13 protein-coding genes are annotated in these 15,284 nt (G+C 68.1%); 3 read left to right on the forward strand and 10 right to left on the reverse strand.

The features are described from left to right. Positions 1-33: 33 nt before the first annotated feature. From ACYVDK_RS07120 to ACYVDK_RS07140, 5 genes are read right to left on the reverse strand one after another with little or no spacing between them, the layout of a single operon-like run. The gene (locus ACYVDK_RS07120) at positions 34-987 is read right to left on the reverse strand and encodes a glycosyltransferase family 2 protein (RefSeq protein ID WP_460520013.1); all 954 of its coding nucleotides are present in this window, start codon (positions 985-987) and stop codon (positions 34-36) included. Positions 988-989: 2 nt separating this feature from the next. Then, positions 990-1,736, reverse strand: a complete 747-nt coding sequence (locus ACYVDK_RS07125; RefSeq protein ID WP_460520016.1) for a PIG-L deacetylase family protein — start codon at positions 1,734-1,736, stop codon at positions 990-992. Then, positions 1,733-2,917, reverse strand: coding sequence for a polysaccharide pyruvyl transferase family protein (locus ACYVDK_RS07130; RefSeq protein ID WP_460520019.1), 1,185 nt, complete (start codon positions 2,915-2,917; stop codon positions 1,733-1,735). The genes ACYVDK_RS07125 and ACYVDK_RS07130 overlap by 4 nt, the downstream gene beginning before the upstream one ends. A 37-nt stretch (positions 2,918-2,954) precedes the next feature. Further along, complete coding sequence (locus tag ACYVDK_RS07135) at positions 2,955-3,740, reverse strand: glycosyltransferase family protein (protein ID WP_460520022.1); 786 nt, start codon at positions 3,738-3,740, stop codon at positions 2,955-2,957. 1 nt (position 3,741) lies between these two features. Further along, positions 3,742-5,103, reverse strand: coding sequence for a PLP-dependent aminotransferase family protein (locus tag ACYVDK_RS07140; RefSeq protein WP_460520025.1), 1,362 nt, complete (start codon positions 5,101-5,103; stop codon positions 3,742-3,744). Between the two features lie 53 nt (positions 5,104-5,156). Between ACYVDK_RS07140 and rfbG the strand changes: the two genes are divergently transcribed. Both rfbG and ACYVDK_RS07150 read left to right on the forward strand, forming a co-directional pair. After that, a complete protein-coding gene (gene rfbG / locus ACYVDK_RS07145; protein WP_460520028.1) occupies positions 5,157-6,221 on the forward strand; it encodes a CDP-glucose 4,6-dehydratase in 1,065 nt (354 codons plus the stop codon). Further along, positions 6,218-7,372, forward strand: coding sequence for a class I SAM-dependent methyltransferase (locus ACYVDK_RS07150; protein ID WP_460520031.1), 1,155 nt, complete (start codon positions 6,218-6,220; stop codon positions 7,370-7,372). The genes rfbG and ACYVDK_RS07150 overlap by 4 nt, the downstream gene beginning before the upstream one ends. Before the next feature lie 46 nt (positions 7,373-7,418). Here ACYVDK_RS07150 and rfbC read toward each other — a convergent pair whose 3' ends face one another. Further along, on the reverse strand, positions 7,419-7,970 hold the full coding sequence (gene rfbC, locus ACYVDK_RS07155) for a dTDP-4-dehydrorhamnose 3,5-epimerase family protein (protein ID WP_460520033.1): 552 nt from the start codon (positions 7,968-7,970) through the stop codon (positions 7,419-7,421). A gap of 44 nt (positions 7,971-8,014) precedes the next feature. After that, positions 8,015-9,211 (reverse strand): glycosyltransferase, encoded by a 1,197-nt coding sequence (locus tag ACYVDK_RS07160; RefSeq protein ID WP_460520036.1) that lies wholly within the window; start codon positions 9,209-9,211, stop codon positions 8,015-8,017. A 90-nt stretch (positions 9,212-9,301) separates the two neighbouring features. On the opposite strand from ACYVDK_RS07160, the gene ACYVDK_RS07165 reads away from it, so the two are divergent. Then, positions 9,302-10,468, forward strand: a complete 1,167-nt coding sequence (locus tag ACYVDK_RS07165; RefSeq protein WP_460520039.1) for a glycosyltransferase family 4 protein — start codon at positions 9,302-9,304, stop codon at positions 10,466-10,468. Positions 10,469-10,525: 57 nt separating this feature from the next. On the opposite strand, the gene ACYVDK_RS07170 is transcribed toward ACYVDK_RS07165, so the two are convergent. The 3 genes from ACYVDK_RS07170 to ACYVDK_RS07180 are packed head-to-tail and all read right to left on the reverse strand — an operon-like array spanning position 10,526 to position 15,181. Beyond that, positions 10,526-11,515 (reverse strand): glycosyltransferase family 2 protein, encoded by a 990-nt coding sequence (locus ACYVDK_RS07170; RefSeq protein ID WP_460520042.1) that lies wholly within the window; start codon positions 11,513-11,515, stop codon positions 10,526-10,528. Between the two features lies 1 nt (position 11,516). Further along, complete coding sequence (locus ACYVDK_RS07175) at positions 11,517-12,623, reverse strand: glycosyltransferase family 4 protein (RefSeq protein ID WP_460520044.1); 1,107 nt, start codon at positions 12,621-12,623, stop codon at positions 11,517-11,519. Continuing rightward, entirely contained in the window at positions 12,620-15,181 is a 2,562-nt protein-coding gene (locus ACYVDK_RS07180; RefSeq protein WP_460520047.1) for an AMP-binding protein, read from the reverse strand. The genes ACYVDK_RS07175 and ACYVDK_RS07180 overlap by 4 nt, the downstream gene beginning before the upstream one ends. Positions 15,182-15,284 lie beyond the last annotated feature (103 nt).

A 15,284-nucleotide genomic window follows, 5' to 3' on the forward strand; every position in this document is an offset into this window, starting at 1 on the left:
ACACGGAGCGACCGACGACGGCACCCCGCATGGCTATCGGGTGCCCGGCTCGCCACCCTCGCTCGCTCGGGCCTGTGCCGCTGCCTGTGCGGCCTGCTGTGCGCGAAGGCGACCGGCCCCCTGGCTCATCCCGATCGCGTTGGCGACGTCTCGCGCCATCGCCCGCCAGCGTGGAAACACCCAGGACGGTCCGAGTGTCGACAACGTGCGCGCTTTCTCGGCCAAGGGCAGCTCGCTGTGCGCGACTCCGCGGTACATCTCGATGTTGGTGCGTGTCTCGGCGAACGAACGGTTACCGCGCTGGCCGGGAGCGAACCAAGCCGATGCTGCCGAGCCCTGCACCGAGACCTGGGCGTCGTGACGTCGTTGCAGGAACGCCTGTTCCGGAGCAGTCGCCATCTTGCCCGCGCACAGCAGCTCGACCAGCAGCACGATGTCGTCGCCCAGAACGGATCGGATGCCCCGTGTCTTGCGCAGTGCCGACATGCGGATGACGCCGTACATCGCATGAGAGGCCTGTGCATGCAGCATGTTCCTCACGCGCTGGTGCGCGGTCTCGGCGTCCAGCCCCATACTCGCGTCGTTGAGGTCTTCGTAGACCACGCCCTCGCCGTTGATGATGCGCGTGCGCGGGCAGGCGAATGCCGTCTCCGGCCCTCCCCCGTCGAGGGCGGCGATGGTCGCGCGGGCGAATCCGGGCAGCTTGATGTCGTCGGCGGCCATCCAGCTGAAGAGTTCGGTCCTGCAGAGCTCTGTGACGTTCCGGTAGTTCCAGATTCCGCCTCGGTTCTCCTCGTAGCGGTGATACTCGATCCGCTCGTCGTGTGCTGAGGCGGTTCGGCAGATCTCCTGCGTGCCGTCGGTCGAGCCGTTGTCGGAGATGACGATGCGGATGTCCGACTCGCCCTGCTCCTGCACGGAACCGAGCGCGGAACCCAGGTAGTGCTCACCGTTGTAGACAGGGATGCCGAACGTGAGGCGTGTCATCGTCACTCCGTTGTGATGATCAGCTTGGCCGCCGAGAACGCCTCGGCGTATCTACTCTGTGCTGTGGAACTACTCGGTGCTGTGGATCTACTCGGTGCTGTGGATCTACTCGGTGCTGTCGCTGCGGGGCCGCTTTCCGCGCCGCTTGCCGAACCCGGCCTGTGCTGAGCCTCGGCGCCGCGCAACCGCATGATGCTCAGGAAGAACTCATCGTCCCACCAATCGCGCCCGCGCTGCGAGGGAAACAGCGAATTCAGGAGCCCCACTTTGCGGGACGCGTCCGCCTCCGAGACTGGTACGTACACATTCGGCCGAGCGAGATCGCCGTCCCACTTGGGTATTTCGTAGTGCAGCACGAGCGGCCCGCGCCAAACCGTCGGCGCCAGCGTCCCGAGCAGGCGATGGTCTTGGTGCGCATCCTCGGAGCGCGGCACGAACACGACGTCCGGCTGCGGGTTGTCGTCGCGGAACCTGTGCAGGAGGTCTTTGACGGCGCCCCAGTGTTCGGGCAGCCGGGCGTCCGGGAGATGGCCGAATGCCGGCTCTGTCGAGGCTCCGAACGCGGCGGCGGCACGGCGCGCCTCGTCTTGGCGTTCCGGGGTTCCGGTGGCGACGAGCGTGCGCAGGTCTGTGTCGCCGCGCGAGGCGAGCGAGAGCAGTGTCGCCCCGCACCCGATCTCGATGTCGTCGGGATGCGCGCCGATGGCGAACACGGTCAGCGGGCCGGAGGGAAAGCCGAGAACGGTCATGATGCTCTTCTCATCGTCAGCAGCACGGGTTCGATTTCGTGCCATTGCGCATCCAGTCGGTCGCGGGCCGCATCCACCGCCGCGTCGATTCTCGCGGTCAGCGCCGGCCGCTCCGAAGCCAGCCGTACTGCCGCCTCGGCGACGTCTCGTGCATCGAACGACTCGATGTCATGGTGCTCGTAGGGCACTCCCAATTGATCGAGGATGGCGCGGTGCTTGTCCCCGTAACCGATCGAGACAACCGGGGTCCCGGCGAGGAGTCCCATGATGACCGTGTGGTAGCGAGAGGCCACCACCACGTGCGCCGCCGACATCTCCGCGACAAGCTCCTCGGGACTTCGCGCCTCTACGACGGGAGCGCTGTCGGTGAGACTGGCCGCGAGAAGATGCGCGTACTCGAGATCCTCGTCGTCGCCGCCGATCAGTCGCACCCGATATCGGCGGGCTTGGAAGGCTCGGGTCAGGGCCAGCAACCCGGCCGTGTACGCCTGGTGCACCGCCTCGCTCGTCTCATGCGAGTCGTCTCGGCCCCAGTAGTCCATCACGCCGAGCGCCACGACCCGTTCCGGCGACCGAGGTTTGCGTGCGGGGCGCAGTCCGAAGGCCAGATCCGTGACCACGGGGTCGGAGGCGGCAGAGCGCAGCCCATTCGCCGTCATGTTCTGACGCGAGATGGTGTCGCGATAGGAGCGATACGCTGCGGTGCGCCCCGCGCCATGGACGAAGAATCGCGCCAGCCGCCGAGGAAGCACCTCGACACCGATGTCGAGCAGTATGAAGGGGCGTCGGATCAGTCGGCTGGCGAATCCGAGCGCCCACATTTCGAAGGGCGTGCCGAACGCACCTGCCCCGTAGCGCTCGAGGCCTCCTGAGCCCACCACGATCACGACGTCGACGCGACGCGCAGCAGCGAATGCCCCCCGCAGCAGATGCAGCCGGTTGAATGCCGCGGATGCGACACGATGGAGCCCCGATCTCGCGCGACCCTCGACGGGGCGTCCGAGACTGACCGCTGGTATGCCGTGCAACTCGGACGCGGCGTCCGGGTCCTCGCAGAAGATGACCGGCTCGTACTCCGCCGGGTCGAGACGTTGAAGGAACGCGGTGAGCAAGGCCTCGTTCCCGAAGTTGCCGCGGCCGAACACGCCCCAGAGTCCCACTCGAATCCTGCGGTCCGTCACGATCCACGCCCCGCCGACGTCTGTGCTGAGGGCGACGTCACACCGTTTCCCTCAGTCGCCACAGTTCCCACGGAGCGGTGCCTGTGGCGTGAAGCTCCTCGAGATACGCCCGTTCCTTCAGCGTGTCCATGCACGCCCAGAACCCTTCGTACCGGTTCGCCGTGAACCTTCCCGCCGCTGCCGCGCGGATGCATCCGTCCATCACAAGGTCTTCGCCCTCGCCGATGTAGTCGAAGATGCCTTGTCGCAGTACGAAGAAGCCGCCGTTGATCCACATGTTCATCGACGCCACGGGAACGATGCCGGTCATACCGCCTTCCTGGTCGAGCCCGACCACATGGAAGGAGTCCTGCGGTGGAACGGCGAGGAGGCTGCCGACATGTTCGGCAGGAAGGGCGGCGATCAATGAGTTCATGTCGACGTCGGACACTCCGTCGCCATAGTTCGCCAGGAAGACCTCATCGTCTTGAAGGTACGGGCGCACCCGACGCAGGCGCTCGCCGATCGCCGTGGTGAGTCCGGTGTCGACGAAGGTGATCTTCCACTCCGAGATGTCGGACTCGAGCATCTCCACGTCTTGGCCGCCGTTGCTGAGGACGAAGTCGTTGGATGCGGTCTCGCGGTAGTTGAGGAAGTAGTCCTTGATGACGTTCGCTCCGTAGCCGAGGCAGAGGATGAACTCCGTGTGGCCGAAGTGGGCGTAGTAGCGCATGATGTGCCAGAGGATCGGACGATCGCCGATCGAGGTCATCGGCTTCGGCGCGGACTGATTGTCGGCACGGATGCGCATTCCCATGCCACCGCAGAACAGCACGACCTTCATGTCACACTCCCAACCGCCGCGGCGCGGCGAACTCGCGTATCGCCGGAGCCACCGGCCTGCCGAGCAGAAGGCGGTCGGTCGTACCGGTCTCGATCGCCTTGGCGTAGACGACGGATGCCGCTCGCACCGCATCGACAGTGGTCTCGATGTCGGCGTCGGTGTGCGCAGCCGAGATCACGAGCGACTGCGCGAGCACGCCGTGCCGCAGCAGTTCCTGGATGAAGAGGGTGCGGAAGGCCTGCGATGGCTTGCCCCCGCTGTCTTTCGTGCCGAACACGAGTGCAGAGGGGCGGCCCAGGATGGCGATGTGGTCGGACATCCCGGCGTCCGCGACCGCTTCGAGCAATCCGGCCCTGAGTTTCTCGCCTTGGGACTCCATGACACCGACGACGTCGCGCTGCTCGTAGGCGTCCGCGACAGCGAGATAGGCGGCGAGGCCCGTGGTCTCTGCGCCGTGGGTGTTCGAAAGCAAGAAGACGCGCGATGCGTCGGTGTTGAGGCCACCCAGCTCCATGAGTTCCCGCTTGCCGGCGAGCGCGGAAACGCTGAAGCCGTTTCCGAGCGCCTTGCCCCAGGTCGACAGATCGGGTGTGACTCCGTAGACCGACTGGGCGCCGGCCGGCGACCATCGCATCCCTGAGATCATCTCGTCGAAGACGAGCACGAATCCGTCGCGGTCGGCCAGCTCGCGCACGCCCTGAAGGAACCCGGTGGCCGGCTCGACGGTGCCGGTCGCCGCCTCCATGATCACGGCGGCTATCCGGCCCGGGTGCTCGTCGAGCACGGCGCGCAGCGAGTCGAGGTCGTTGTACGCGAACCCCACAGTGAGGTCGCGCACCGCTTGCGGCACGCCCGCGGGCATTGCGCTGGCGCCCATGAACCAGTCGTCGACCGAGAAGAACGGTTGTGTGCGGCACACCGCGACGAGGTCGCGTCCGGTGGCCGCCCGTGCGAGCTTGATGGCAGCAGTCGTGACGTCGGAACCGTTCTTCGCGAACTTCACCATCTCGGCCGTGGGAACCATCCGAAGGAACCGCTCGGCGGCGTCCACCTCCCACACGGTCGGCCTGGAGAAGTTCACGCCGTCGGCCGCGGCCCGGCACACGGCCTCGACCACGGGCCGGTAGGCGTGGCCGAGGGTCACCGCCTTCAGCCCCATGCCGTATTCGACGAGCCAGTTGCCATCGACGTCGAGCACTCTGGCGCCGTCTCCCCGCACGATCACGGGAGCCATCTGCTCGGGGTACTGGTCGGAGCCGCGGGCGTTCGTGTGCGCACCTCCCGGAATGAGCTCATGCAGCCGTTGCTGCAGTCTGGCCGACTCCGAGAATCGGTCGACGATGTCGTCGTTGGCTGCGTTCATTGCCTACCCCCTGGCTTTGCGTCGGTGAGACCGGCATGCCCTACGGTGTGACTATGGACACAGCGTACTGGGCTGGTAGGTCCGTCTTGATCACGGGCCACACCGGTTTCAAAGGCGCGTGGCTGTGTCTTCTGCTTCATCGGATGGGCGCGCGGATCCACGGTTTTGCCTTGCAGACGCCTGCGACCTTCCTTTACCGACGAGCGGGAATCGCGGACTGTCTGGAACACGATGTGCGCGGCGACATCCGCGACGCGGATGCGGTATCGGATGCCGCGCGACAGGCCGGTGCAGAGGTGGTGCTGCACCTGGCAGCACAGTCGCTCGTGCGTGAGTCGTACCTGACACCGCGTGAGACCTTCTCGGCGAACGTGGACGGGACGCTGTCAGTGCTCGAGGCCGTGCGCGGCGTCGACTCGGTCGAGCGCGTCGTGGTGGTGACCACCGACAAGGTGTACCGCAACAACGAGTGGTCATGGGGGTACCGCGAGATCGATCCGCTCGGCGGCGATGATCCGTACAGCGCCAGTAAGGCGGCGGCCGAGTTGGCGACGCATTCGTTCGCAGCCTCATACCCCCGCGAACGGTTCGCAGTGGCATCGGCCCGTGCCGGCAATGTCATCGGCGGCGGCGATGCGACGCCGGATGCTCTCATCCCCGAGTTGATCTCGGGTTTCGCCGAGGGCCGCCCGGCCCGACTGCGTCGACCCGGCGCGACGCGGCCCTGGCAGCACGTGCTGGAGCCGCTCAGCGGTTACCTCACGCTCGCCGAGCAGCTGGACGAGTCGCTGAACGACACGGCATGGAACTTCGGCCCCGCCTCCGATGATGAGCTCACGGTCGCCGCGCTCGCCGACGAGGCCGGCAGATTGTGGGGCGGCGATGCCCGATGGATCGACGAGGACGACGGCGGACCCCACGAGGCGGGGCTTCTGATGGTCGATTCGGCCAAGTCCCGCGCCGAGCTGGGCTGGCGTCCGACGCTTCGTGTCGCCGAGGCCATCGAGTTCACGGTCGAGTGGGAGAAACGAGTTCGGGCCGGCGAGTCGCCTTTCGGGATCACGGCCGATCAGGTCGATCGGTACCTGGTGCGCAATCAGAAGCAGGAGGCGTCATGAGCAGCACGCAGAAGCCCGTCCAGCAGTGGCGTGATCGGTGGTCGGGCGACGCGTCGGGCGTCGTTGTGCTCGACCTGGGGGAGCAACCGGCGTCCGACCTGTTCCCGCGGCCGACAGACCCAACGCCGGATCCGCGATACCGCATGCGTATGGTCTTCAGTCCGGTGAGCGGCCTGCTCCAACTCGAAGACGACCCGACGACGCCGGAGGAGATCATGGGGGTGGAGCCGGCCGCGCTGGTGCGGCAGGCCGAACTGTGCGTCGCCGACGCGGATGCCGCCGGCCTCATCGCGCACGCCGCCCGCGTTCTGCACTACCCCAGTCCGCACGGCGGGTCGTGGCACAAGCAGTTGGAGCCGTTCGACCTGATCGAGGTGACCGACGGGGAAGCGGACCTCATCGTCGACGTGCACGGCATGATGCACGCTCCCGATCAGAAGGCGGCGTTCCTCGAGCGACGGGACCACCTCTCCGACGACGGCATCATCCTCTTCATGATCCACAACGCCTCGGCGATCGTGCGGGAGGGCATGTGGAACGCGCTCAAGAACGGGCATTTCGCGTACTACACCACGCCGGTGATGGTGCGCATGGGCGACGAGATCGGCCTCGTGGCGATCGGGGCCTGGTCGTACCCGCTCTATAACAACGGAACGACGTTGCTGGCCTTCGCCAGGAAAGACGGAACCCGGGGGCCGGCCCAGGCCGAATCGGTGACGCGGCTGATCGAGGAGGAGACGGCGCTGGGCGTGCTCGACCCCGCGCGCGTCACCGAGTCGCTGCACACGGCGCTGGTCGATTCGGTGGCAGCGATCCGCTCCTACCTCGACAGGGCGAAGGAGCAGGGGCTTACGGTGGCCGGCTACGGCGCCGCGTCACGAACCGCTGCGCTGCTCACGTCGGCAGAGGTGTCGTCAGACGATGTCAGCATGATCGCCGACGCGTCGACCGCCAAACACGGACGCACCATGCCAGGAACGCGCATACCCATCGTGTCGCCCGACGAACTCGTGGACGCTGCGCCGGATCGCGTGCTCCTCTTCATCTCCGACCTGTTGCCCGAGGTGCGGCGCGCGATGCCGGGCATCGAACAGAGCGGCGGCAAGTGGGTCGTGGTCGACCCGGTGCCGACGGAGATCGACGCGCAGTAGGCCTCGACGCGCAGTAGACGCCGCGCCGCGGGCACGCGTGCTCGGATCAGGCGGCGCCCACCGAGCGCTTGTACTCCTGCCAGGAGATGCCGTTGCGGTCCCGCTCGCTCACGATCGTGATCGGCGCAGGCCAGACCACTGCGAGATCCGGGTCGTCGAATGCGACCGTGAGGTCCTCGTCGGGACCGTAGAAGTCGTCGATGCGATAGCAGAAGTCGGTCACCGAGGTCAGTGCCTGATATCCGTGCAGGAAGCCGCGCGGAATGTAGACCTGGCGGTGAACCTGGTCGTCGAGCACGAATGTGCGCACCTCGCCGAACGTGGGGGATCCGGGCCGCGCGTCGATGGCGATATCGAGCACGGCCCCGTGCGCGCAGCGAACGAGCTTGGCCTCGCCGTCGTTCGCCCGCCCGTGCAATCCGCGCACCACGCCCTGGTAGGAACGCGACTGGTTCTCCTGCTTGAAGCTCGCCGGATCGATGCCGGCGTCTGCGAGGATCGCGACATCCATGGTGCGCGTGAAATAGCCGCGCTCGTCACGATGCGGAGTCGGCTCGAGCACGATGAGGCCCTGGATGTCCGTTTCGATGATCTTCATGTCGCGCCCTCTGTCTCGTTCGCCGGTCCCGGCAGGGTCACAGGTTAGCGGACGCGAACCCGGCCCGGCAGTGCCCCGTTCCAGGCACCCGAGACGACTCGCGCGGTCTCGGCGATGGTGAATCGCAACGCCGAGTCGGCGCGAGCCGCCTCCGCGCGGGCATCCGCAGCTCGGGGGTCGCCGAGCACCGAGACGATCGCCTCGGCCAGCGACGAGACATCCCCCGGGCGCACGAGCACGCCCAGCGGCGTCGTCGACCACGGCCCCTCCGCACGGCGACGCCCGTCGAGGATCTCGGGCACGCCACCGGCGGCGGTCGCGACGACGGGCACCCCGGCCGCCATCGCCTCGACGATCACCTGGCCGAACGGCTCGGGAACGGGGGAGGCGTGCACGAGGAGTGCCAATCCGCGTATACGAGCAGGAGCATCCGAGACCCAACCGGTGAACTCGACTCGGTCGGCGATGCCCAGTCGCTCGGCGAGCGAGCGCAGTTCCACCTCGTAATCGTCCTCGCCGAAGAGTGCGCCCCCGATCACGGCGAACCGTACGTGCTCGTAGTGGGGTGCGACGCGTTCAGCGGCGTAGAGGAACTCGCGCTGGCCCTTGGTAGGGCTCACGCGGCCGACGATGCCGACGACGGGGGTGGCAGGGGTTTCGGATGCCTCTGCGAACGCCTCAGCGGGCAGCCCTGGGTAGGCGATCACCGCCTTGCGCCGGGCGAGGGAGGGAAGCGTCTCGAGCGTCGCTGCCGAGTTCGTCACAATGGCGCACGGTCCGAGGACGGCAATGAGACGCATGGCGAGCTTGAGCGGTGTCGGTAGGTAGTCGTCGGCCAGCCGGTCGTGCAGGTGCCACACCCAGCGCCGACCGGCCAGCGGGGCGGCGAGGAACGCGAACCCGGCGGATTTGAGCGAGTTCGCGACGACGAGATCGGCCTGTGAGCCGCGAATCGCACGCGCCAGCCGAAGCGGGAACCTCAGGGCGCTGATCGCCGGTCGCACGCCGCCGGCCAGAAGGCGTTCACGAGACGCGGCCGCCACGTCGTCGGCAAGGCGGAGCACTGCGGTGGGGATGCCCGCCGCCGAGATCCGACTGACCATGGGCCCGTCGGCGAAAAGCAGAACCCGCAGTTCGAACGCCCCGCACGACTGCAACATCTCGCCGAGGCGCAGCAGCGCCACCTCGGCGCCGCCCTCACTGGCGGTGTGGTCGAGCAGGAGCACGCGGGGCCGGCGCATCGTCTCCCCCTTCGCTCGCGACACCTCCACTTTAGGGTGCGTGGCTCATCCCATGACGGGCGCTAGCGTGGGTCGCGTGGCGGTTGCATCGTGAGGATCGCGCTGGCGACGAGTTCCTACGACCCGTACGTCGGCGGCGTCGAGGAGCATGTGCGCAACGTTGCCCGCATTCTGCGAGACCGCGGCCATGAGGTCGTCGTCTGGACGATCGATCGCCAGGGCGGTCACCGCATCCGTCGGGTCGACGGCATCGAGGTGCGCGAGCTTCCCGCGCCACTGCCGGCACGTTCCGTACGCGGGATGCTCGGCTTCGCGCTCCGCGTGCCGTTCGCCGCGCTGCGGTGGCGCCGAGCCTTCCGTGCACACCGACCCGAGCTCATCCACGTGCACTGCTTCGGCCCGAACGGCACGTACGCGCGCGTGCTCGCCGGGCGTACGGGAACACCGCTGGTCATCACAGCCCACGGCGAGACGCTGGCTGACGACGCCGGGGTCTTCGCGCATTCCCGCTTCGCCGTCGACAGCCTGCGCAAGGGCCTTGCCGCCGCCGCCGCGGTGACCGGATGCTCGCAGGCCGCCCTCGACGACCTGGTCGCCCGCTTCGGTCTGGCGGGCGACCGCGGTGTCGTGGTCTTCAACGGGATCGACCTCGACGAGTCGGTCGGCACCCCGCCGGACGGCGTCGGCGGTCGCTACATCTCCGCGGTCGGGCGGTTGCAGCGCATGAAGGGATTCGATCTGCTGATCGGGGCGTTCGCCCGCGCAGGTCTCCCCGAAGACGTGCGGCTCGTCATCGGCGGCGGGGGTCCGGAGCTCGACGAACTGCGCCGACAGGCCGAGGTGCTCGGCGTCGGTGATCGGGTTGTGCTGACAGGCTGGCTGAACCGGGCGACAGTGGGTGCACTGCGACTGGGGTCGGTAATAGGCGTCATGCCCAGCCGCTTCGAGTCGTTCGGGATCGCGGCGCTGGAGGTATGGCGAGCGGGCGTCGCGCTCGTCGCCACCACGCACGGCGGTCCGCCCGAGTTCGTGACGGACGGTGAAGACGGGCTGCTGGTGGATCCCACCGACATCGACGCGATGGCCGGAGCCCTGCGCAGCCTGATAGCCGATCCGGCCCGCGCGGAGGCGCTGGGCGCGGCCGGCGCACGGCGCGTGCGATCGTTCAGCTGGGACCATGCGGTGGATGCATACGAGGCCGTCTACCGGGGAGTGTCCGACACGCAGGCGGAGGGCCAAGGGGCCGCAAGCACGTAGTAGACCCGTGTCGGCGGCGCGACAGACGCCTGCCGCGCCGGCGTTGGGCCGGCAGTCTCAGCTGCCGTCCTCATCGGATGTGCCTTCGTCAGCGGCGTCGTAGCGTGTCGTGGCGGAGTCGGCGCCCTGCGGATAGGCGCGCGGCTCCCCGCGCAGCATCGCATACCCTGCGGCCACCCCCACCGATTCGGCGAGCCGGAGCTCATGCTCGTCCAGCCCTTGGCGGCTGCCGTGGCGCAGCTGATACACCCGTAGCCTCACACGCCGTCGCCATTCGCGCAGCCGCGGCCTGTCGAGCGACTGACCCCACCAGTGATAGCCGATGTAGGCATCCGACATTCCCTTCTGCCGGGCGATCCGCAAGAAGTGATCGTTCGTGGCGCGCGAAGGGTCCGGATGATGCACTACCCCCGCCTCACGCACGAGACCGACGGTGGCGCCCCGCTTCGTGATCATGAGCTCGAAGAGCGACTCCTCACCGAACGCGAAATCAGCGCATCCCGCCCCCAGCCGCTCATCCCATCGGCCCAGGAGGAGCGCACGGCGGTGAATGGCCATGCCCGCTCCGACGAGGCGCACGGTGTCGCCGAGGTTGGCCTCTGCGAGCCATTCCCTGGCGAGCGTCGCTCGCAGGTGATCGAACTCGGTTCCCAGACGTACCGGCGCAGCCGCGGCGTCCCACACGCCCTCCAGCAGCGGTTTCGCCATGGCCGGCGGCCAGTCCGGGCTGAATTCCACATCGTCATCGGTGAAAATGAGCACCTGCCCCCGCGCCCGTTCGCAGGCCACGGTGCGGGCGCGCGAGAGGCCAGGAGCCTCGCAGCGCTCCACCCGGATGCGCGGATCCGGAACGGTCAGGCCGCCCCGCGCCGAGTTGTCGACCAGCAGCACCTCCACGTCGGCATTCGCGTCGAGCACGTCGGACAGGCGGCGGGTCAATGCCGGCATCTCAGAAGGGGCGCCGGTCGTGCAGACCACTAGCGACATGGCCGGTTCGTCAGGCACGCCGGGTGTCTGCGCATCCACGGGGAGAGGGGCCGTCACCACATCACGACGATATCGGCCCGGCATGGGTGCGCCTGCGTGCGTGCGTGCGAAGCCAGTCGTCGATCGGCTGGGCGGCGGCATCCCACGTCAGCTGCGACAGTGCGATCGCGCGAGCAGGCGACGGTGCCGGCTCCGACGACCGCTGACGCAATCGCTCAACGATCCAGTCCGCCCATTCCCGTTCATCGTCGGAGACGAAGGCGGGCGGCGCATCGAATGCGCTGGCGGCATCATCGGTCGCGACGACGGCGCCACCGGACGCGAGGGCCTCGGCGAACTTGACCGACGCTCCGACACCGTCCTTCACCGGCACCGCCACCACCGATGCCGCGGAGGTGAAAGCGGAGAGATCGGGAACCCGGCCGACGAAGCGGATGCCGGAGGGCCACCACGATGTGTCGTCGACGCCGCTGCCGGCGACGAGAGCGACGGCATCCGGAAGCCGGTCGGCGACCTGGGGCCAGACCTCGCGCACGAACCAGTCCAGCCCTAGACGATTCGGATGCCAGGACCAGCTCCCGAACAAAACGACCGTCGCGCTGTTCCGCGGGAACCCGGTGTCCGGCCATTCCGCCGGGTCGACCCCCAGTGGGGCGGTGAACACCTTGCCCGACGCCTCGGGATGCGCGCCGATGAGGCGGCGGGTCTCGACGGCCGAGCAGGTCATTACGCCATCCGCGGCCCGGATCGCATGCACTTCCATGCCCCGGGCCTGCGCCGCGAGCGCGGTTCTGCCCGCGGCGTGATGCCAGTGGCTCATCACATTGTGGATGTCGAGCAGCACCGGAGCACCGACCTGGTCGGGGAGCAGCCAGAAGGACTCGTGATGCGACACCACGACGGCATCCCATTCGGGGGCGCCGATGGTTCTCCGCATGCGGCGCACGAGGTGTTGAGACAGGTGGCCGAAGAGCCCGAGCCGTGGCCGAAGCACTGGGACGATGGTGCGGATGCTGGCATCGTTCTGCCCGGCCGTCGGCACCAGCACCGTGACGTCGTGGCCACGCGCCACCAATGCCTTGATCTGATGGAACTGCCTCCGTTGGCCTCCTTGTCCAACGCGCGACGGCGTCTCCGCGCTGACCCACAGGATCCGCACCGACGTCACCGCGCCTCGACGTGCTCGGACACCCTGGCGGCCAGTTCGGCCACGTACGGCCTCCTGAGCATGGAAAGGTGGTCGCCCGGCACGTTGACGATCGTCGCCGGCGTGCTGAACCAGTGCTCGGCCGCGGTCGCCGGTGTGCCCTCGGCCAGGTAGACGCACGCATTCGTCACGGCGAGCGGATCATGCAGCCGATAGCGCCGCGCGGCTGATGCGCCGGCCTCGAACCAAGGGTGGAAACGTCCATCGGCGTGCACCCGCCGCCAGAACGATCGCGTGGCGAACGGGTAGCGCTCGGCGAGTTCGTCGCGCAGCCGGCCGACCGCCGAGCGATGCTCGCCGTGCGCAACGTCGGATGCCGACAAGGACGACAGGAGGGCGGAGCGTTCGATCGTCGACGCGTCTGGGGGATCGAGAAGGCCGAGGAACGCCACCTCCTCGTTCGCGGCGACGAGTCGACGGACGAGGTCGAACGCGACGATCGACCCGAGCGAGTGCCCGAGTATCGAGTACGGTCCGGACGGCTGAATCCTCCGAATGGTGCGCAGATAGCGCCGCGCCATCTGCGCGATCGTTCGGTCGGGGAATGCGTTTCCCTCGAGCCCGTGCGCCTGGATGCCGTACACCGGCCTCCCGAGGTGCAGCTGCTGGGCGAGCTCGCGCAGCTGCAACGCAAGGCCGCCTGCACCGCTGATGGCGAAGATCGGGGATCCATCGCCGGGCGCGAGCATCGTCATGACCCCGTCGACAAGATGCTCGGCGTTGCCATGCGGCAGACGCGCCAGTTGCGCGGCGGTCGGATTCTGCATGATGGTCGCCGAGGAGATCTGCAGGTCGAGCTGGTCTTCGAGGATAGCGACCATCTCTTCGACGGCGAGGGAATCCAGGCCGAGTTCGAACAGGTCGTCATCGACGCCGATGGCCTCCAGGCCGAGCGTGGCGGCCGCGACGTCGGCGATCGCCTCTTCGTACTCGTACTTGCGCACGCTCGCAGGGGTTGCGGGCGGCGGCGGCTCCGGAAGCGTCAGGCGGTCGATCTTGCCGTTGGGGTTACGGGGAAGGGCCGTCAGCTCGACCACCTGTGCCGGCACCATATAGCTGGGAAGCTCTGAGACGAGGTGCCGACGGATCGCCGCCCCCGAGATCCAGGCGTTGAGGGTCGGCACCACGTAGGCCACGAGCGCCGTCGAGCCGTCCCCTCTGGTGGAGGGGCGGCCGACCACGACCACGTCGTCCACCTCGCCGGTGGCGCGGATGTGCGACTCCACCTCGGCCGGTTCCACGAGGTAGCCGCGCACCTTCACCATGTTGTCGGCTCGCCCCAGGTACTCGAGCTGTCCCTCGACGTTCCACCGACCGAGATCGCCGGTATTGTACGAACGGCGGCCGTCTTCCAGCGTGCTGAAGCGCGCCGCGGTGGATTCCGCGTCTCGCCAGTACCCGCCGGACATGTGCTGCGCGATCAGGTGGATGACGCCCGGCCGCATACGTTCCGTGACCACCTCGCCGTCCTCTCCGACGAGCACGACCTCGCGACCGGGCGCCGGCGTTCCGACAGGCATGAAGGTCTGGTCGGGGAGCACGAAGTCGCGATCCATCACGAGGCTCGTCACGCCCCATGCCTCCGACGAGCCGAGCGAGTTCGCGATGATGCAGCCCTCGCCCGTGAAGCCCCGCACCGCGGCCACGTCGCGGGTCAGCACCGCCTCGCTGCCGAGAAGCACACGGCGAATGGAGCCGAAGACCTGGCCAGGCCGTATCGACTGCGCGAGGCTTCGCACGATGTACGGCGTTGCGCCGACCTCCGTGATTCTGTCGTCGTCGATCCGTGCGGCGAGGCTCTGCACGCCGAGCACTCGGGGATCGTGCAGGTGAAGCTCGCTGCCGCGGGTGAGGGTACGGACCAGCAGGCTCAGGCCGAACACGAATCCGAGCGGTACGGGACAGAGCACCCGCTGGTCGTTTCCCCCGGCGCTCGCTGCCGCGGTGAGCGCCGCGACGAAGGGGACGGAACCGATGATGACGCCTTTGGGCCTGCCCGTCGATCCCGAGGTGAAGACGATCGACAACGGAGTCTCATCGGTCAGGGGCGTGCCGGCAAAGGGCGTCACGTCGTTCCCGGGCCTACCCGGGATCGGAATCCGCATGCCCGTGTCCGCCCCGATGAGATCCACCTGCGACGCCCGGTCGGCGGCGTACAGGGTCGCCGACGGCCGGGCCAGGTCCGCGATGTCCTGCATCCGGCCGGCGGGCGCCGTGCTGTCGAGCATCACGACGGGCCTGCCGCACTTCGCGACCGCGAGGAATGCGGCGACGGCGGCGGTGTCGTGGTGGGAGAGCACCATCACGGGATCGCCGCCACGGCCGACTGCGGCGTCGAGGTCTGCGGCGATGGCGTCGGACCACCGATCGAGTTCTCGATACGTCAGCCGACCGGTGGGATCGGCGACGGCGATGTCGTCGCCATGCTTCCGCACCACCTCGGCGACCACGTCCACGAAATGGACCGGGCATGCTGAGACATCCGTTCCAACGCCGGAGTCCTCGCTCGTAGGCTGCATGACGTCCCCCTGTGGTGTCGCGCACCGCTCGTCGCGAAGGTGCTGTGTCGGTGCGAGCCGACCGAAACCTGAGGATTCCTAGGATAGGCCGATTCGAGATTCC

It is taken from the genome of Humibacter antri (genome assembly GCF_054777235.1).